This is a genomic window from Haloechinothrix salitolerans (assembly GCF_042662605.1).
In the GTDB taxonomy this organism is placed as follows: Bacteria; Actinomycetota; Actinomycetes; order Mycobacteriales; family Pseudonocardiaceae; genus Haloechinothrix_A; species Haloechinothrix_A salitolerans.
Genome location: NZ_JBHSXX010000001.1, coordinates 437,982 through 455,660, shown reverse-complemented (window position 1 = coordinate 455,660; position 17,679 = coordinate 437,982). Strand labels below are relative to the sequence as shown.

16 protein-coding genes and 1 pseudogene are annotated in these 17,679 nt (G+C 67.0%); 13 read left to right on the top strand and 4 right to left on the bottom strand.

The features are described 5' to 3' along the window. The first annotated feature begins 529 nt into the window (after nucleotides 1–529). Nucleotides 530–1,591, top strand: a complete 1,062-nt coding sequence (locus tag ACFQGD_RS02140) for a LacI family DNA-binding transcriptional regulator (RefSeq protein ID WP_345402519.1) — start codon at nucleotides 530–532, stop codon at nucleotides 1,589–1,591. Here the strand turns inward: ACFQGD_RS02140 and ACFQGD_RS02135 are convergent, their stop codons facing one another. Further along, nucleotides 1,592–4,387: a glycosyl hydrolase gene (locus ACFQGD_RS02135; protein ID WP_345402522.1), complete on the bottom strand. Its 2,796-nt coding sequence runs from the start codon at nucleotides 4,385–4,387 to the stop codon at nucleotides 1,592–1,594. It abuts the gene before it with no gap. A gap of 248 nt (nucleotides 4,388–4,635) precedes the next feature. Between ACFQGD_RS02135 and ACFQGD_RS02130 the strand changes: the two genes are divergently transcribed. The 6 genes from ACFQGD_RS02130 (at nucleotide 4,636) to ACFQGD_RS02105 (ending at nucleotide 10,506) form a co-directional block, all read left to right on the top strand. Continuing rightward, nucleotides 4,636–5,943 carry an ABC transporter substrate-binding protein gene (locus ACFQGD_RS02130; protein ID WP_345402525.1) on the top strand — a complete coding sequence of 436 codons (1,308 nt, stop codon included), beginning with the start codon at nucleotides 4,636–4,638 and terminating at the stop codon, nucleotides 5,941–5,943. A 23-nt stretch (nucleotides 5,944–5,966) separates the two neighbouring features. After that, nucleotides 5,967–6,917 (top strand): carbohydrate ABC transporter permease, encoded by a 951-nt coding sequence (locus ACFQGD_RS02125; protein WP_345402528.1) that lies wholly within the window; start codon nucleotides 5,967–5,969, stop codon nucleotides 6,915–6,917. Further along, complete coding sequence (locus ACFQGD_RS02120; protein ID WP_345402531.1) at nucleotides 6,914–7,828, top strand: carbohydrate ABC transporter permease; 915 nt, start codon at nucleotides 6,914–6,916, stop codon at nucleotides 7,826–7,828. Before ACFQGD_RS02125 ends, ACFQGD_RS02120 begins: the two co-directional genes overlap by 4 nt. A gap of 53 nt (nucleotides 7,829–7,881) precedes the next feature. Continuing rightward, the gene (locus ACFQGD_RS02115; protein WP_345402534.1) at nucleotides 7,882–9,291 is read left to right on the top strand and encodes a GH1 family beta-glucosidase; all 1,410 of its coding nucleotides are present in this window, start codon (nucleotides 7,882–7,884) and stop codon (nucleotides 9,289–9,291) included. A gap of 166 nt (nucleotides 9,292–9,457) precedes the next feature. Beyond that, nucleotides 9,458–10,189, top strand: coding sequence for a hypothetical protein (locus tag ACFQGD_RS02110; RefSeq protein ID WP_345402537.1), 732 nt, complete (start codon nucleotides 9,458–9,460; stop codon nucleotides 10,187–10,189). Beyond that, complete coding sequence (locus tag ACFQGD_RS02105) at nucleotides 10,186–10,506, top strand: winged helix-turn-helix domain-containing protein (protein ID WP_345402540.1); 321 nt, start codon at nucleotides 10,186–10,188, stop codon at nucleotides 10,504–10,506. Before ACFQGD_RS02110 ends, ACFQGD_RS02105 begins: the two co-directional genes overlap by 4 nt. A gap of 315 nt (nucleotides 10,507–10,821) precedes the next feature. Here the strand turns inward: ACFQGD_RS02105 and ACFQGD_RS02100 are convergent. Then, nucleotides 10,822–11,031 (bottom strand): annotated as a pseudogene (locus ACFQGD_RS02100) (helix-turn-helix domain-containing protein); the annotation flags it as partial. 25 nt (nucleotides 11,032–11,056) lie between these two features. After that, nucleotides 11,057–11,575 carry a GNAT family N-acetyltransferase gene (locus tag ACFQGD_RS02095; RefSeq protein ID WP_345402543.1) on the bottom strand — a complete coding sequence of 173 codons (519 nt, stop codon included), beginning with the start codon at nucleotides 11,573–11,575 and terminating at the stop codon, nucleotides 11,057–11,059. A 154-nt stretch (nucleotides 11,576–11,729) separates the two neighbouring features. Between ACFQGD_RS02095 and ACFQGD_RS02090 the strand changes: the two genes are divergently transcribed. From ACFQGD_RS02090 to ACFQGD_RS02080, 3 genes are all read left to right on the top strand, one after another. Continuing rightward, nucleotides 11,730–12,587, top strand: a complete 858-nt coding sequence (locus tag ACFQGD_RS02090) for a class I SAM-dependent methyltransferase (protein ID WP_345402546.1) — start codon at nucleotides 11,730–11,732, stop codon at nucleotides 12,585–12,587. Nucleotides 12,588–12,715: 128 nt separating this feature from the next. Continuing rightward, the gene (locus tag ACFQGD_RS02085) at nucleotides 12,716–13,489 is read left to right on the top strand and encodes a tyrosine-protein phosphatase (RefSeq protein WP_345402549.1); all 774 of its coding nucleotides are present in this window, start codon (nucleotides 12,716–12,718) and stop codon (nucleotides 13,487–13,489) included. Between the two features lie 246 nt (nucleotides 13,490–13,735). Continuing rightward, nucleotides 13,736–13,975, top strand: a complete 240-nt coding sequence (locus ACFQGD_RS02080) for a WhiB family transcriptional regulator (protein ID WP_345402751.1) — start codon at nucleotides 13,736–13,738, stop codon at nucleotides 13,973–13,975. Between the two features lie 86 nt (nucleotides 13,976–14,061). Here ACFQGD_RS02080 and ACFQGD_RS02075 read toward each other — a convergent pair whose 3' ends face one another. Beyond that, the gene (locus ACFQGD_RS02075; RefSeq protein WP_345402552.1) at nucleotides 14,062–14,961 is read right to left on the bottom strand and encodes a patatin-like phospholipase family protein; all 900 of its coding nucleotides are present in this window, start codon (nucleotides 14,959–14,961) and stop codon (nucleotides 14,062–14,064) included. A gap of 177 nt (nucleotides 14,962–15,138) precedes the next feature. On the opposite strand from ACFQGD_RS02075, the gene ACFQGD_RS02070 reads away from it, so the two are divergent. From ACFQGD_RS02070 to ACFQGD_RS02060, 3 genes are all read left to right on the top strand, one after another. Then, on the top strand, nucleotides 15,139–16,407 hold the full coding sequence (locus tag ACFQGD_RS02070; RefSeq protein ID WP_345402555.1) for a hypothetical protein: 1,269 nt from the start codon (nucleotides 15,139–15,141) through the stop codon (nucleotides 16,405–16,407). 101 nt (nucleotides 16,408–16,508) lie between these two features. After that, nucleotides 16,509–17,138, top strand: coding sequence for a class F sortase (locus tag ACFQGD_RS02065; protein WP_345402558.1), 630 nt, complete (start codon nucleotides 16,509–16,511; stop codon nucleotides 17,136–17,138). 20 nt (nucleotides 17,139–17,158) lie between these two features. Beyond that, a complete protein-coding gene (locus ACFQGD_RS02060) occupies nucleotides 17,159–17,608 on the top strand; it encodes a cupredoxin domain-containing protein (RefSeq protein ID WP_345402561.1) in 450 nt (149 codons plus the stop codon). Nucleotides 17,609–17,679 lie beyond the last annotated feature (71 nt).

The following is a 17,679-nucleotide window of genomic DNA, read 5'->3' as shown; positions in this document are numbered from 1 at the left end:
GCTCATAACTTCGCGTTTCACGTTCATTTGCGCATGAACCCGGCAGACGCCTGCGATCATCGACAAACGACGAGAACCCTGACGACGACGAACGGCGAGGTCAGCGGCGTAGTGCCTCGTCCTTGCAACCCAGAGTGGTAAGCAGGAGGTTGCGCAGTCGAGCGCGTCGCGCGGTAGCAACCGAAACGCAGCTTCGGCCAAGATCATCTCCATACTTTTCCCGCAGGAAACATCGACAAACGACCATCAACAGCGACCGGCGACATTGAGCCCAACCGATCGTCGTAGCTGGTGAGAACCGCTGTCGGCAGCCAACGTCAAACGTCCAGACCCACGGCCTGGAAATCCGTAGGTTCTGGGTTCGAGTCCCAGGCGGCCCACTTCACGCTTGCTTCCCGGTCAGGCGAGCACCCGAGCGTAGAACATGAACCTACCGAGCCACGGCCAATGTCACTCCGCAGTAGCGGATATCGTGCAATGGTGAACCCTTTCCACACGGCCGGTCCCCACGCCGTCCTGAGGAGCCTCCTTGCCTGAGTCGACCACCGGGACCCGTCCCACCCTGGAAGCCGTCGCGGCGCGCGCCGGTGTTTCCCGGGCGACGGTCTCGCGTGTCGTAAACGGGAACGCCGGGGTGCGTCCAGAGTTCGCGGATCGGGTTCGCCAGGCTGTCCAGGAGCTCGGCTACGTACCGAACCACGCCGCACGGAGTCTGGTGACCCGCCGGTACGGCGCGGTCGCCGTGATCATCGCCGAGCCCGAGTTCCGCATCTTCTCCGACCCGTTCTTCGAGCAGCAGGTGCGCGGCATCAGCCGGGAGCTGACCAAGCACGATGCCCAACTGGTGCTGCTCTGGGTGGAGGGGCCAGGCGACCACGAGCGGATCGCCCGCTACCTTGGCGGCGGCCACGTCGATGGCGCGCTCGCCTTCTCGGTGCACAACGACGACGGGCTGCCCTCAGTCATCCGCGGCACGCAGGTGCCGACGGTCTTCGGCGGACGTCCCGGCTGGCCGACGTCGGACGAGGGCGATTCGCCCGTCCCGTACGTCGACAGCGACAACCGGGGTGGCGCCCGCGAGGCCGTCCGGCACCTGGTCGCGTTGGGCCGCGAACGTATCGCCCACATCTCAGGCCCACCGGACCAGACCTCAGCGCTCGACCGCTACGACGGCTACCGCGACGTCTTGCTCGACACCGACCCGGCGTTGCTGGCCGGCGGCGACTTCACCGAGGACGGCGGCGCACACGCGATGGCCCAACTGCTCCAGCAGCGCCCGGACCTCGACGCCGTTTTCGCCGCCAACGACATGATGGCAATTGGCGCGCTACGTGTCCTGCACGAACGTGGCCTGCGCGTGCCCGACGACGTCGCGGTGGTGGGTTTCGACGACATGCTGCCCGTCGCCGCGAATGCCGAACCGCCGCTGACGACGATCCGCCAGGACGTCGAGGGCATGGGCCGTGTGATGGTCCGCCTACTGATGCAGGTGCTGAACCAGGACGGCCCCGACGCACGCACCGAGCCCGGGGTGCGCACCCCGGGCTCGGTGATCATGCCGACGGAGCTGGTCCGACGGGCCTCCGCCTGATCATTCGTATGGAATGACCAGCACGGAGTCGGCGGTTCCGGTGGCGATTTCCGTCGTGCCATCACCGATGGCGTGCCACACCTCGAGGCGTACCGTGCCGCCGTCGAGGTCGCCTAGCGCTCCCGTCGCCGACTTCAACCCCCTCGCCTGGGTGTACGTCTCCCACCCGTCCACCGGATCGGTGGCGAAGTAGTTGTACGTCTCCACCCGATCGAACGTCCCGTCGCCGGTCAGGTCGTAGCTCACCCGCGCCTGCTGACCGAGACCGACCGTCGTGCCAGCGTCCACCGGCAACCGGAACGACGTCGACTCGCCCGCCTCGTGCGTACCGGTCACGTTCTCGGCGACATACACCAATGGCAGATGCGGAGTGCCGTCGTAGTTCTTCCCCTCCGCTGAGGCGATCGTGTCACTGCCGGGCGTGCCGTCCGTAGCCGTGGTCAGCGTGCCACCGCTGCGCAGCTGGAACGTATTCCCAGTGCTGGTGTCCGGATCGGAGCCAGACTTCGTCGTGGTGGCCGTGGACCCAGCCGGGACGCTGAGCCGCGTGCCGTCGGAGAAGGTGACCGTGCGCGAAGTCGACCCGTAGTTGTGCGCCGCATACGTGCGTGCGGTGTCCGTAGCGAACACGGCCGACGTGGGAATGTCACCGGTCACGGCCGTGTCCGGCGCACCAAGGGCGTCCATCGTGGCGAGCCAGTGGTAGGTGTGTGCCTTGGACTCCCCGGCCTCTGGTGTGTACGCCGCGTGTTCGGCATCCCACCTCGCCTTTGCCGACGCCGGATCGGATAGCGACTCGAACTCCCACAGGATGTCCCGCCATTCGACGGCTGGCCCACCGTTCTCCCGCTCCATCTCGGCGAGGTTGCGGTCGATCGCATCCTTCCTGCTGGCGAGGTGCAGGGAACCCCCGGTCACGGGTAGCACGTTGATGCCGTGGATCTCCTCGGGGTTCGAGGTCCACCACGTCGCGTAGGCAGCCCCGCTGCCCCACACGATCCCCGCCGTGTCGTGCCCGAACTCGGCGGGATAGACCTGCTCATCGGCGTCGAACCAGTACTGCGTGATCGCCGCCGACTCGGTCGTCAGCAGGTACATTCCCAGGTCACGCAGTTCGGTCTTACCGGTGGCCGCGCCCCACAACGCCAGCCCCGCGCTCATGTTGATCGACTCGGACGACGACTCCTGGTTGTTGCCCGCCGCGAAGCTCTGATGCCCGGACGCCCAGCCATGCCCGGCGTAGACGTCGAATCCGCGCAGGAACGGGAACTCGCTGTCGGTGCGGACGGGGTTGGCGGCGTCCCGGATCAACATGTCGACCATGCCGCCCCACTGCGAGTCGTCGGCCCACGCCGGGTCGTACTGCGCGACGATCGCCGCCGCGTGCACGAAATAGCCGTAGTGGAAGTGGTGGTCGTTGAGCTCGGTGTCGCTGCCGTACGAGGCGGGGTAGCCGATCAACGTCCGCCAGTCGGTGTCGTACGAGAACTCGGACGCGCCACCGGCGGTGAACCACTCCTCCATCCGGCCCTTGATCAGCCCGAGCAGCTGGTCACGCCGCTGAGTGGCACCGATCTGATCGGCCACGGGAACGAGCTGCGCCAGCCGCCCGAGCGCCTTGCCGGTCCAGTACGTGTCGGTCGCGCCGGAGAACGGATCGGCGTCGTTGACGACGTCGTCCAGATACTGCCGCAACCGGTTCTCGTCGATCCCCGACGTCTCCGGCAGCGCGGGCATCAGGGGAGCGGCGGATCGACTGGTGGTGAACGACGTCGACTCGCGCACCTTCATCGTGCCGCGCGGCGAGACGTAGGTGTACGGCGTGAGCGCATCGGTCGTGCTCAGCCATTGATGCCGGTAGAGCGCCTGCAATGTGCCGGTCTCGGTGCCCTCCTGCGGTTCCGTGGTGAGCGTGTAGGTGGACTGGACGGTCCCGCCGCTGTAGTCCCAGGAGACGCGCGATCCCGTGACGAAGCTGAAGGCGTACTTCTTGTACGTCTCCAGCGCCGCGGCCTCGGGCAGAACGGCAAGCGAGAAGTAGTCCTTGGCACCCAAGTTCGCGGTAAGCGTGCGCCCCGAGATCGACCAGTCGCTCCCGGTGGGAGCGAACAGCGCGTAGTGATGCCCGTTGATCGTGACGCCCACGACGTTGCCCTGGTCCGCGAACACCGTGGGCAGCGTGGCGGTGGCGACGCTGGCATCGCCGCCGGTGCCCTTGGCATAGACGTAGGGCATCCCGTGGCCGATCGTGGCGCGCAGGGTTCGCGTGCCGTCGGACCAGTACGGCGTCACGGTCCAGTCGGACCAGCCGTCGACCTTGGTCTCCGACGCGTTGAGGCCGCTGAGCCCCAGGGTCAGATCGCGCTGGTGGGCGTACTCGTAGTCCCGGCCACCGTTGGTGATGTTGGGCGTTGTCGGATACCCGACGTCGAGGCCGGCGGCGGTGGCCTCGTAGGTAAGCGGATGCCCGTACATGGGCGTGGAGTAGGGGTTGGAGTCGTAGCGCTGGAAGGCCAGCGACGACCACCAGTCATTGGTCGGTACCGGCTCTCCCCGCACCGCTGCGGTGACCTTCGGGCTGACCGGCGTACCGGTGTTGCTGCTGGGCCCGGAAGTTCCAGCGGGACGCGTGTCGGAATAGCTACCCGCGCCGACGGTGATGGTGTCGGCAGCGGCGGTACCCGCGGCGGGCCCCACCAGAGTGGCGGTGGCCAGTGCCCCGCTGAGCAGCAACGTCGCGAGGGGTCGCGAGCGGCGGCGTAAGTGGAACGGCGGTCCAGCGCGAAAACGTGTCATGGGCGGCACCTCGGTCGTCGTTGGCGGAGTAACGGCATGTGTGAGAGCGCTCTCAGCATGACTGAAAGTAGAGCTGGATCACATTCCTGTCAACGTCGATGGCAATCGCATATCCAGACCTCAGCCCAGGTAGCGACGATCGCACCCTTGACGGCTCCACCTTGGTCGGGCAAGCTCCCAGCCCATTGGTGAGAGCGCTCTCAGCGCCACCAGAGCCTGTAGTCCGTCGAAGCCAAGGGAGACTTCACATGCCCAACACGCGAACTGACGCACAAGCGACCCGCCGGATAACGGGACTACGGCTCGGTGCCCTCCTGCTCGCTGGCGCGCTGGTTTCCGCCTGCGGAGCAGCCTCGTCCGGTTCCGAGGACGGCCCAGTCACGTTGACGATCGACCTCTTCGGCTCCTTCGGCTACCAGGAAGCGGGGCTCTACGAGAAGTACGAGCAGCTCAACCCCGGCATCACCATCAAGCAGACCGACACCGAGGACGAACAGGACTACTGGAAGTCGCTGCAAACGCGCCTGGTTGGCGGCGGTGGGCTCGCCGACATCCAGGCGATCGAGGTCGGCCGGATCACCTCGGTCACCCAGCGGCAGGCCGACAAGTTCGAGGACCTGACCCAGTACGGCGCGGGCGAGCTCGAAGGAGAGTTCACCGAGGCCAAGTGGGCTGCGGCGACCACATCGGACGGTGAGGTGCTTGGGCTCGGCACCGACATCGGACCGCAGGCGATGTGCTACCGCAGCGACCTGCTGGAGAAAGCCGGGCTGCCGACCGACAGGAAGCAGCTCGCCGAAGCATGGTCCACATGGGACGACTACCTGACGCTCGGCGAGGAGTACACCGCGAACGCACCGGATGACAGCGCCTGGATCGACAGCGTCGGCAGCCTCTACGCGGTCATGATCGGCCAGGAGGAACAGCGCTACTACAACGAGTCGGGCAACCTGATCTACGAGGACAACCCGGCCGTCGAGACGGCGTGGGATACCGCGGCGGAGGCCGCCCAGTCGGGGTTGAGCGCCAAGCTCGACCAGTGGTCACCGCAGTGGAACCAGGCGTTCGCCGCTGGCTCGTTCGCCACGCTGCCGTGTCCAGCCTGGATGCTCGGCTACATCAAGGGCCAGGCCGGTGACGCGGGCGAGGGCAAGTGGGACATCGCGGCGCTGCCCGGCGGCGCGGGCAACTGGGGCGGCTCCTACCTGGCCGTTCCCGCCGCGGCCGAGCACAAGGACGAAGCCTACGACCTGATCCAGTGGCTCACCGCTCCCGAACAGCAGGCCGAACTGTTCCGCAAGCAGGGCAACTTCCCCTCCGCGACCGGCGCGATCGAGACGATCACCGACGCCACCGACCCGTACTTCAACGACGCCCCGATCGGCCAGATCTTCGGCGACGCGGCCAAGGAGACGCCCGTCCAGGTGCTTGGCATCCACGACAAGAGCATCAGCGATCAGATCATCAACGGCTTGAGCGAGGTCGAACGCAAGGGCACCCCGCCGGACGAGGCGTGGTCGAACGCGATGAAGGGCGTCGACAACGTCCTGGGATGACCAGGTCAGGAGGAACGACGACTATGACCTCGCTCGCTCCGGCCTCCGGTGCGCGGCGGGCCACCCGACCGTCGGTGGCTCGTCGCGCCTGGCGGAAAGCGTCACCCTACGGCTACATCGCCCCGTTCTTCACGCTGTTCGGGGCGTTCGGGCTGTTCCCGCTCATCTACACCGCGTTCGTCTCGCTGTACCGGGTTGAGCTGCAAAACCCGGACGAGATGGAGTGGCGCGGGCTGGACAACTACATCGCGCTGTTCGGTGACGAGTTCTTCTGGACGGCGTTGCGCAACACCTTCACCATCGGCGTGCTCTCGACCGTGCCGCAGCTGGTCATGGCGCTCGGGCTGGCGCACCTGCTCAACTACCGGATGCGCGGCCGGACATTCTTCCGGACGGTGATGCTGCTGCCCTACGCCACGTCGGTGGCGGCGGCGACGTTGGTGTTCGCCCAGCTCTTCGGCCACGACTTCGGGCTCATCAACCAACTGCTCGGCGTGGTCGGTCTTGGCCCGGTGGATTGGCAGACGAACACGGTGGCCTCGCAGATCGCCGTGTCCACCATCGTGATCTGGCGGTGGACCGGCTACAACGCGTTGATCTACCTGGCGGGGATGCAGTCCATTCCGCACGAGCTGTACGAGGCGGCTGAAATGGATGGTGCCTCGCGCTGGCGGCAGTTCTTCCACGTCACGCTGCCGGGGCTGCAACCAACGATCCTGTTCACCGTCGTCGTGTCCACGATCGGCGCGACGCAGCTCTTCGGGGAGCCGCTGTTGTTCGAGGGGTCCGTGTCTGGCGGCATCTCGCACCAGTACCAGACGCTCGGTCTCTACCTGTACGAGCAGGGCTGGGGCTTCATGCACCTGGGCCGCGCCGCCGCGATCGCGTGGGTGATGTTCCTGCTCATCGCGGTCCTCGTCGGCGTCAACGCCCTCATCGCGCGCCGCCGCATCCGCAAGGAGGCTGTCCGATGACCGTGCTCGACGCCCCCGAACTGGCGGCGACCACCACCGACACCCCGCCGCCACAGCGCCCTCGACGTCAAAAGCGCAAGCGCGGCAACCAGCCTGGCATGCGCGCGGGCAAGCTGATCTACGCGCTGCTCATCGTCGCGTTCCTGCTGTCGGCGTTCCCGTTCTACTGGACACTCGTCGCGGCCAGTCGTTCCAACGCCGACCTCGCGAAGACGCCACCAGCGCTGTTGCCGGGGCCGAACCTGTTCGACAACTTCGAGGCCGCGATGGCCGAGGCGGACATCGGTCTCGCCCTGCTCAACTCCCTGATCGTCTCGGGCTCCATCACCATCGGCACGGTGTTGTGCTGCACGCTCGCGGGTTTCGCCTTCGCGAAGTTGCGGTTCCGGGGGCGGGGCGTGCTGTTCGCGGTGACCGTGGGCACCATGATGATCCCGCCGCAGCTCGGCGTGATCCCGCTGTTCATGCTGATCGCGGAGCTGCAGTGGGTGAACCAACTCCAAGCGGTGATCCTGCCGGGGCTGGTGTCGGCGTTCGGCGTGTTCTTCATGCGGCAGTTCCTGATCCAGACGCTGCCGGACGAGCTGATCGAGGCGGCGCGCGTCGACGGCGCGTCCACGGCGCGGACGTTCTGGACCATCGTCGTGCCCATCGCCCGGCCAGGCATGGCGGTCCTCGGCCTGCTCACGTTCATGACCGCATGGAACGACTTCTTCTGGCCGATCGTCGCGCTGTCCTCACAGAACCCGACCGTGCAGGTCGCGCTGCGCCAACTCGGTGGCGGCTACGTCCACGACCAATCGGTGATCATGGCGGGCACGCTGCTCGGCACCCTCCCCGTCCTGCTGGTGTTCGGCCTGCTTGGCAGGCAGATCGTCGGCGGCATCATGCGCGGCGCCGTCAAGGGCTGAACCGGCTCGCCCGTCCACTCGTCATCGCGAACAACAAAGGAGCAACCGCTGTCATGACCTCTGTCGACACCAACCGCCAGCCGGCAACGGAACTCACCTTTCCGACCGGCTTCCGTTGGGGCACGGCCACGGCGGCGTACCAGGTGGAGGGCGCCGCGGCCGAGGACGGTCGTTCGCCATCGATCTGGGATACCTTCAGCCGCACGCCCGGCAAGGTTCGCAACGGCGACACCGGGGACACCGCGGCTGACCACTACCACCGGATGTCCGAAGACGTCGCGCTGATGAAGGATCTGGGCGTCACCGACTACCGGTTCTCGATCTCCTGGCCACGCGTGCAGCCCACCGGACGCGGACCCGCAGCGCAGCGGGGCCTCGACTTCTACCGGCGCCTGGTGGACGAACTGCGCCACGCCGGAATCCGGCCGGTGGCAACGCTCTATCACTGGGATCTGCCGCACGAGCTGCAACACGGCGACCCGGGCGGCGGTTGGATGCGCCGGGAGACGGCCGACCGCTTCGCCGAGTACGCCGGAATCGTCGCGGAGGCGATCGGCGACCGCGTTGACACGTGGACGACGTTGAACGAGCCCTGGTGCGCGGCATTCCTCGGCTACGCGGAGGGGGTGCACGCGCCCGGCCTCACCGAACCGGCGTCCGCGCTCCGTGCCGCGCACCACCTCAACCTGGCTCACGGACATGCCGTCCGGGTGCTTCGTTCCGCGCTGCCCGACACGGCGGAGATCTCCCTGACCCTCAACCTGTACGCGGTCCGTCCACACACGACGTCCGAAGTGGATCGTGATGCGGCACGCCGCATCGACGCGCTGGGCAACCGGATCTTCCTTGATCCCGTGTTCCACCGAAGTCTCCCGCAGGACCTGGTCGCGGACACGGCGGCGCTCACCGACTGGTCGTTCGTCCAGGACGGCGACCTTGACGTGACGTCAACGCCGATCGACAGCCTCGGGATCAACTACTACGCGCCCACCGTCGTCGCGGCCGGGAGCCACGAGACGCCCTCGCCGTGGCCGGGCGCGGAGCGGCACGTGCGCTTCGTCCCGCCACAGGGTCCGCGCACCGCGATGGACTGGCCGGTGGACTCGGGAGGCCTGCACGAACTACTGGTCCGGCTGCGTGACGAGCTTCCGACGACACCGCTGTTGATCACGGAGAACGGCGCCGCCTATGACGACTACGCCGACCCCGAAGGAGACGTCCACGACCCAGAGCGCATCGCCTACCTGCGCAGCCATCTCACCGCCGTCCACCGGGCGCTGGCCGAGGGCGTGAACGTGCGCGGCTACTTCGTGTGGTCACTGCTGGACAACTTCGAGTGGGCATTCGGCTACGGCAAGCGATTCGGCATCGTCCACGTGGATTTCGCCTCACAGCGGCGCACGCCGAAGGACAGCGCGTGGTGGTATGCCAACGTCATCGCCCGCAACGCACTCTCCGACTGAAGGCGTCCGAGCCGTGCGGGCGCGACGACCTCGTGATGCTGTGGCCCGAGCGGGTCGCCATGGCGCCCGCGACCTGACCGACACGTGACAGTCCCCCGATCCGCGTACTCGACAAGCTCTGCGGTCGCGCGTACTTTGTGTTGCAAAGCTCTTGTTAGGGGGAAGCATGACCGAGCATCCGGCACAAACGCTTGCCGACATCCAGGAACTCAGAGAGCGGAGCCGCCGCCTAGCGCATGGGGGAGTGTGGTTACCCGCGCTGCTGTTGGCCTCACTCGTGGTGGCCAGCACGCTGTTGTACCAGTTCCCGTTCCATCAGCCGATGAGTGAGATGTGGCGGTTTCCCTTCTGGCCAGGGCTTCCCGCACAGCCGCGCAGCCACGTCGGCGCTTATCTGTTCTGGTTCATCGGCCTCCCCTTGACCGTTCTCGCCACCGGAGCGTGGTACCGGTGGCGGGGTCGCCGGATGGGTGTGAAGGTCGCCTGGCCGTGGTTCGCATTGACCACGCTCGCGACGCTCGCCCTCCTTGCGATCATCGCTGCCGTACCCACGAGGACGGTCACCGCGCAGTATCCCGACGGATGGCGGGGGCTGCTCACGCCACTCCTCGCTGTCGCCGTTGCCGCGATCGCGCTTGGCGTCATCGAACGCAGCCGGGGTTTGATCTTCGGTGGCGTGTGGCTCGGCTTGATCGCGAGTTGGCACTGCGCGCTCGGGATGGGTGGGCTGCCTGGCTGGGTTACGTGGCTGCTCAGCGGTGGCGAAGGCCCTGCGCTCGGCGGGCAACTCACGTTGCTTGGTCTGCACCGCCCGGGGCCGGTCCTCATGCTGGCAGCGCTGCCCCTGCTCATCGTCGGGCTCATGGGGTTACGCCGCACCCGTGGAGGCACCGAGTGACCTCCGAGCCACATCCCGCGCTGAAGCTCGATGAGACCACGCACCAGCGTGTGCGGCTCGGCATTCTCGCGGTTCTAAGCGAGACCACCGAGTGTGCGTTCGCCGTACTGCGCGATCAGCTCGACCTGACCGACGGCAATCTCAGTCGGCACCTTCGCGTCCTCGAAGACGCCGGGCTGGTGGAGTCACGGAAGACTTTCGAAGATCGACGTCCCCGTACCTGGCTCAAGTTGACTCGCCAAGGGCGCAAGGCACTGCGAGAGCAGGTGGAGACCATGGAGAAGCTGGTCGCCCGCCTGCGCGTCGGCGACGAGTGACGACATCGGACTGCACTGGGCAAGCCACACCTCGCTATATCCGCACCACCACAGGATCCAGCACCTTGATCAACTCGTTCGCCTCAGCGGTGATGAGGCTATGGCGAGAAGCCGCGATGTTTTCATCCCTGGTCAACACCGACCAATCGAAGCGCCACCCTGCCGAAACGGCCAATTGCCGCAAGAACGCACGCAACGCACGTCCTACTCGGTCGCTCCTTCCCGTCATTTTCGGCACCCCCGGCCGCTTATTGGGTAGGTAGCTGGGTCCGTTCACGAGACACTCGTGTCATGAGTCAATGAGCCTTTGGCCATGCGGATGGTGTCGCTCAACTTCGGTCCGAGCGCGGCGAGCACGTCGATGGCTTCGGTCCCATACCGGTACACCGTGGCCGCGCCCAGGCCGAATCCGGGCGCCAGCCGCGTGTACATCTCGCCGTTGCGCAGGTGTGCCAGCAGGAGCAGCGCTTGGCGCTGCGGCGGCAGCTTGCGCCATCGTGACCCGATCGCAGCGCGATGGCGGCGGGATCACCGATATCGTGCTTACCGTTCACAGTTCCATGAAAGGCTTGGCGTAAGCGAACTCGCCGCGGATCGACGGTTGGTAGGTCGCAAGGGTGCGGACCTGGAAGTGTGATGCCCATTCCGGGATCGGGGGTGTAATGCCGTACCGGTCAGCGAGCCCGAAACCGAACCGCGGGTAGTAATCGAGATGGCCAAGCAACCCCACCAGTGGCTCGCCGAACGCGTCCGCACCACCGAGAACCGCGTGCATCAACGCCGCACCGATGCCCTCGCCCTGCGCCTCGGGCAGCACACCGATCGGGCCGAGCGCCAGAACGGGCGTCGCACCGACATGGGCACGTGTGCAGACAACGTGCCCAGCGACTGCCCCCTTCCGCTCCGCGACCAGCGACAGCTCGGGCAGCCATGCGTCGCCGTCGCGCAGCGCGCCGACCAGCCCCACCTCCACCGGAACCTGGTCAGGGTGTTCGGAACTCGCGAACGCGGCCGCATGCACGGCGCTGATGGCGTCGACATCGGCGGAGGTTTCACGTCTGATCAGCATTCGCTCACCTTCTGGTACGCGCATGCGGTGCGCAACCGAGTTTCCCGTGTTCAGTGCTGGCGGGAACTTCGCCACGCTCGTGCTGATGCCGAACGGCTCCTGATCCAGTACTTGGTAACGGCATCACTTCGTACGCCACAGGTAGTCTCACCGAATGATCCGCGAACTCCTTCAGGCCAGCTCAGATCGGATCAGCCCGACGGCGCACTACACCGGCTACGTCTGGGTCCGCAACGGGCTGTCGCACCCCGGGTTGGCCACGAACGCGGGCAGGCTGTTCTACAACGCGCTCGCCCCGGCCAACGCGGCGTCTGCCCGGCTCGGCCAGGCGCATCTGGAGCACTACCTGCTCGCCCGCCACGAGGTGATCGACCACCTGCTCACGGAAGCCATCGAACAGGGCCACGTCGCACAGGTCATCGAGGTCGCGGCGGGCCTGTCCGGCCGTGGTTGGCGGTTCACCCGGCGCTTCGGCGACGCGATCACGTACGTCGAGGCGGACCTGCCTGGCATGGCCGAGCGCAAACGCCGCATGCTCAACACCACCGGCGCCCGCGGCCCGAACCACCGGGTCGAGGACGTCGACGCGATGCGCGACAGCGGACCGGACAGCCTCGCCGAGCTGGCCACCAGCCTCGATCCAAGCAAGGGCCTCGCGATCATCACAGAGGGCCTGGTGAACTACTTCGACATCGCCAGCGTGCAGGCGATGTGGTCCCGGTTCACCGACGTCCTCAGCGGCTTCCCCACCGGGCTCTACCTCTCCGACATCCACCTCGGCAGCAACACCGAGGGCCGGCTGAACCGGACCGCCGTCGCGCTGCTGTCCGCATTCGTGCGTGGCCAGGTGCACCTGCATTTCACCGGCCCACAGGACGCCGAAGCCGCGTTGCGCAAGGCCGGGTTCGCTGAGGCGACGCTACGTCGTCCAGACGACTTCGCCGGGACGCTGCCACACTGCACCGGCCGTAGCGCGCGGGCGAACCACATCATCGCGGCGTCCGTCGGCTGAGCGGACCCGCCCGCGAGGTAGTCCACCAGCGACGGCGAGTGAATTTGCCGGGACCGCCCGACGCGAGACGTTCCACCCCGCGAGAAATCGATGGCATCGTGGCACCTCTCGACGGTATGAATGGAGACGTGCGCTGGATCGACTTCGAAGGTGCCGTCAACGTCCGTGACGTCGGCGGCATGCCCACGGCTGATGGCGGCAAAACCGTCCCCGGCAGGCTGCTGCGCTCGGACAACCTGCAGGGCCTTACGCGAAACGACGTCGCCAAGTTCGTCGACGAACACGGCCTGCGCACCGTCATCGACCTGCGGACGACCAACGAGCTGACCCTGGAGGGCCCTGGTCCGCTCACCGAGGTCAGCACGGTCCGGCACACCCACCACTCGATGTTGCCCGAACGGGGCAACGCGACCGACGCCGCTGCCGACACGTTCGAGTCACGCCGGGAGCGCATCCTGGCGATGGCGCCTGACGACATCGTCTGTGGCATCTATCTCAGCTATCTCGCGGACCGGCCGGACAGCGTAGTGTCCGCGCTGCGCACGATCGCCGCGTCCGATGGCGCCGCCGTGGTGCACTGCGCGGCGGGCAAGGACCGCACCGGCGTCGTCGTGGCGATGGCGCTCTCAGCGGTCGGTGTGCAGGAAGACGCGGTCGTGGCGGACTACGCGGCGACCGGCCAGCGGATCGAGGCAATCCTCGACCGCCTCCGGTCGACGCCCACCTATGCGGGCGACATCGACCGCCTGCCCGTTGACGCGCACACTCCGCGCGCGGAGACCATGGCGGCCTTCCTGCGGCACCTGGACACCGAGCATGGCGGCGTCACGGAGTGGCTCGCCGAGCATGGCTTCGGCGGGACCGACGTCGACCGGCTGCGGTACCGGCTGCTCGCGGACTGACCCGGGACGTACTAACGGAACAGCGAGACGGCGGGAACAAACCCCCGCTGCCCCACGTTGATACCTAAGCTGCGGAAGGACCACGGCCGCGACGACGCGGCCGGCGGTCATAGCGCGGGCCCAACCTGGGTACCCGCATAACTGGCTAATCAGACTCTCACCAGGCGCGAGGATCCCGTGATCCCGCATGCCCAGCGAAGCCAGACGTCGAAACGAAGGAGGTGGCGCGAGGTGAGGCGAGACGGAATGGACTGGCGGCATCGCGCCGCCTGCCGTGACGAAGACCCTGAACTGTTCTTCCCGGTCACCGACATGGGGCCGGGTGCGAGGCAGGCCGAGAAGGCCAAGAGCATCTGCGCTACGTGCCCCGTACGTGAGCGGTGTCTCCAGTTCGCGCTGGACAACGGCCTGAACTACGGCATCTTCGGCGGTATGACCGAACAGGAGCGGGCCGACCTGGTACGCCGCAGCGCGCACGCGGCCTGATCACGGCTGTCCGAGCGCCTAGCTCGGGCAGCCCGAGCCGGGCGGCCCTGGCGCGGGAGACGGCCCAGCGCCGAGCCGCCTGGCCCCTACCCTCGGCCCGCATCAGCGTGCGGATGGACCACCCGTCGCATGAGCTCGGGCACCACATGCCGCTCATCCGGCAGGTTGTCCAGGAAATGTCGGGACTGCTCCCGGCTGCGACGGATCAGCTCCTCACCGCGCGACAGATCCACCGGGACGACGTCCAGCGGGCACAGTGGCGGCAGCACCACCAGCTCGACCGACTCTGGCACGCGCTGAATGTCGAGCACCAGCCGCTGCTGGATCAGCACGTTCAACGACTGCAACGCGACACCGAGTGCACCACGCGGCGGCTTCTCCAACGTGCAGGTGTAACCGGTGGGCAGTACGTAGACCTTGTGCGCGCCAAGTGCGATGGCGTGCGAAAGCGGTGTGTTGTTCGTGATGCCACCGTCGACAAGCACCCAACGTCCCCTACGCACCGGCGGAAACACACCGGGCAGCGCCGCGCTGGCGAGCACGGCACTGGTCACCGGCCCTTCAGACAACCGCAGTTCTGCGCCGCTGAGTAGGTCGGTCGCGATCACGTGCAGTGGGATCCGCGCGTCGCCGAGGTCGTCCAACTCGATCCATTCCTCGATCAGCTCGCGGAGTTTGCTCGACGAGACGACGTGGTCCTTGCAGCCGAGCGCGCCGAGCAACGCCGTCAAGGGGTTAAACGGGAAGACGTCGTTGGTCTCCAATCCGGACCACACCTCGGCGAGCCGGTCAGCGGTGGCCGATGTCTCGGGCCGGGAAGCGAGGAACGCCCCGTTTAGCGCTCCCGCCGATGCCGCCGCGACGAGATCGGGCACGATGTCGCGCTCGTAGAGCGCCTGCAGCATGCCCACCTGGATCGCGCCGAGGCTGCCGCCACCGGACAGCACGAACGCGACACCCGCGTCCCCGGAACTCGCGTCGGTCATCGCAAGACTCCTCTCCGTTACCGCCTTGCACAGTATCCCCACTCACCTGCGTGGATCGCATCGCGCGACCGGACCACCACAGCCGCGGGAGAAACATCGCAAGACCGGCCAATCCGGAACATCCGATGGTCCGAATCACTCGTGCTGGCTACACAACCGACCACGAAGGGTTTAGCCATGTCTCTGCTATCACGAACCAGGATCGCCGCGGTGTCCGTCGCGGCGGGCCTGCTCGTCACCGCGTGCGGGGGCGCGGTGGCGACACAGAACACGACCGAAACCGGTGGCGTGAACAACGTCGTCAACGCGCAACAGGCCGAGGTGACCGCCGAGGAACTGCGCATCACCCTTGAGCGTCAGCTCGGCCAGCACGCCCTCCTCGCGATCGAGGCTATGCGTGCCGGCGTCGCGGGCCAGGATCACTTTGACGCCGCCGCTGGCGCGCTCGGTAAGAACACCGACGACCTGACCGAGTCGATCCGGCTCGTCTACGGCGACGAGGGCGCCGAGAAGTTCAACGAGCTGTGGACCAACCACATCGGCTTCTTCGTTGACTACACCGTCGGCCTCGCCGAGGGCGACCAGCAGAAGCAGAACCAGGCCAAGAAACGCCTCGACCAGTACCGCAAAGACTTCGGCGCGTTCCTTGAGGGCGCGACCGAGGGCGAACTGCCGCAGAACGCCGTCGCCGACCTGCTGCAGTCCCACGTCGACCAGCTGATCGGCCAGGTCGAGGCCTACCACGACGAGGACTACAAGAAGGCGGCGAGCACCACCCGTGAGGCCTACGCCCACATGTTCGCCACCGCCAAGGGCCTCGCCAACGCCATCGTGTCCACTCAGGATGGTTTCGATGGCTCGGTCGAGGGCCAGGCCATCGACCTGCGCTCCAGCCTGGGTCAACTGCTCGGTGAGCACGCCGCGATCGCCATGCAGGCCATGCGCGCGGGCGTGTCCGGCCAGGATGACTTCGAAGCCATCGCGGGCGCGCTGAACGAGAACACCAAAGACCTGACCGCCGCGATCTCCAGCGTGTTCGGTGAGGAAGGCGGCCAGGCCTTCATGAAGATGTGGGCCGACCACATCGACTTCTTCGTCCAGTACACCGTTGGCCTCGCCGAGGGCGACCAGCAGAAGCAGGACGACGCCCTGAAGCGGCTCGAGCAGTACCGGCAGGACTTCTCGAACTTCCTGGACACCGCGTCCGACGGCAGCATCCCAGCCGACGTCGTCGCCGACGGCCTGCAGATGCACGTCAACCAGCTGACCTCGCAGGTCAAGCAGTTCAACGACGGTGACTTCGAGGGTGCGTTCGCCACGGCGGACGAGGCCTACAACCACATGTACGACACCGCCAAGGCACTCTCGGCGGGCATCGTGGCGTTCATGGGTGACGAGATGCCGGCCGGTGGCGTCGAGACCGGCGCTGGCGGCACCGCCAAGTGAGCCTCCCGTGAGCATCACTGCCGCGCACCACGCGGTGTGAACCGACTGGGTGGGACCTGGCCCCTACGGCTGGGTCCCACCCTCCACCCAAGGAGCGACTCATGAAGCGTGGGCATCGCATCCTCGCCCCGATCATCGGACTCCTACTCCTGCTCGCGGGCTGCGCCGGTGAGGCGAACCCCGCCGACCAGCGAGCAGGCGGCGACAGCGCCGCGGGCACCGCCGCGGCGGCGGCCCCCAACCTCGACGCGGTCAAGTCGTACCGCGCCGTCCGGACCCCGGACTCCGTGCCGGAGCCGGTCGCCATCAACATCCCCGCCATCGGCGTCAGCGGGAAGCTCACCCAGACCGGGCTGAATAAGGACCGTACGCTGGAAGTGCCCGAGTTCGGTGACATGAGCTGGTTCGCCAACGGCGCCGCACCCGGCGAGCCGGGACCGGCCGCGATCCTCGGCCACGTCGACAGCAAGACCGGCCCCGACGTCTTCTACCGGCTGCGTGAGATGTCCCCGGGCGACAAGATCACCGTGACCGCCAAGGGCGGCGAGAAACTGGTGTTCGTCGTGGACCGCGTCGAACAGCACGCCAAGAAGAAGTTCCCCACCGAGAAGGTGTGGCTGCCGACGGCGAAACCGGAGCTGCGCCTGATCACCTGCGGCGGCGAGTTCAACCGGAACCGTGACAGCTACCGCGACAACATCATCGTCTTCGCGTCACTGCGCCAGCGGTGACGTCACCCGAGGAGTGAGCCATGCGCATCGCGATTTCCCTCGTCGCAGCGGCCATCGCGTTGTCCGCCTGCGGCATGTCGGAGCAGGCCGATGACGGTACCGATCAGGCGGCACCCGCCACCGAAACGACCACAACCACAACCGCGCCGCCGACCACCACGACGCAGGAGACCACCACGACGCAACAGACCACCGAGAAACCGGCGTCGAAGCCGTCGGCGGGCACCAAGAAGGTGCGGATCGTCGACTTCACCTACCAGCCGGGCAACATCACCGTGCCCGTCGGCACCACCGTGGTGTGGACGCAGCTCGACCAGTCCACCCACACGGTCGACTTCGACGACGGCACGAAGTCCGGCGACATGGCGAAAGGCGACACCTACAAGCGCACCTTCGACAAACCGGGCAAGTACCCGTACGTCTGCTTCTACCACCCGAGGATGACGGGGACAGTCACCGTCACCAGCTGACTTCCGATATGCCGTGCCCCGCGGCACAGGGCGGCGGCGGGTGAGTGGTTCTGCCCCACCACTCACCCGCC

Coding starts and splice junctions, on each gene's coding strand:
- ACFQGD_RS02110 (WP_345402537.1), top strand. CDS start 9,458: ATGACCGAGCATCCGGCACAAACGCTTGCCGACATCCAGGAACTCAGA.
- ACFQGD_RS02080 (WP_345402751.1), top strand. CDS start 13,736: ATGGACTGGCGGCATCGCGCCGCCTGCCGTGACGAAGACCCTGAACTG.
- ACFQGD_RS02090 (WP_345402546.1), top strand. CDS start 11,730: ATGATCCGCGAACTCCTTCAGGCCAGCTCAGATCGGATCAGCCCGACG.
- ACFQGD_RS02135 (WP_345402522.1), bottom strand. CDS start 4,387: ATGACACGTTTTCGCGCTGGACCGCCGTTCCACTTACGCCGCCGCTCG.
- ACFQGD_RS02125 (WP_345402528.1), top strand. CDS start 5,967: ATGACCTCGCTCGCTCCGGCCTCCGGTGCGCGGCGGGCCACCCGACCG.
- ACFQGD_RS02075 (WP_345402552.1), bottom strand. CDS start 14,961: ATGACCGACGCGAGTTCCGGGGACGCGGGTGTCGCGTTCGTGCTGTCC.
- ACFQGD_RS02070 (WP_345402555.1), top strand. CDS start 15,139: ATGTCTCTGCTATCACGAACCAGGATCGCCGCGGTGTCCGTCGCGGCG.
- ACFQGD_RS02120 (WP_345402531.1), top strand. CDS start 6,914: ATGACCGTGCTCGACGCCCCCGAACTGGCGGCGACCACCACCGACACC.
- ACFQGD_RS02095 (WP_345402543.1), bottom strand. CDS start 11,575: ATGCTGATCAGACGTGAAACCTCCGCCGATGTCGACGCCATCAGCGCC.
- ACFQGD_RS02130 (WP_345402525.1), top strand. CDS start 4,636: ATGCCCAACACGCGAACTGACGCACAAGCGACCCGCCGGATAACGGGA.
- ACFQGD_RS02065 (WP_345402558.1), top strand. CDS start 16,509: ATGAAGCGTGGGCATCGCATCCTCGCCCCGATCATCGGACTCCTACTC.
- ACFQGD_RS02115 (WP_345402534.1), top strand. CDS start 7,882: ATGACCTCTGTCGACACCAACCGCCAGCCGGCAACGGAACTCACCTTT.
- ACFQGD_RS02060 (WP_345402561.1), top strand. CDS start 17,159: ATGCGCATCGCGATTTCCCTCGTCGCAGCGGCCATCGCGTTGTCCGCC.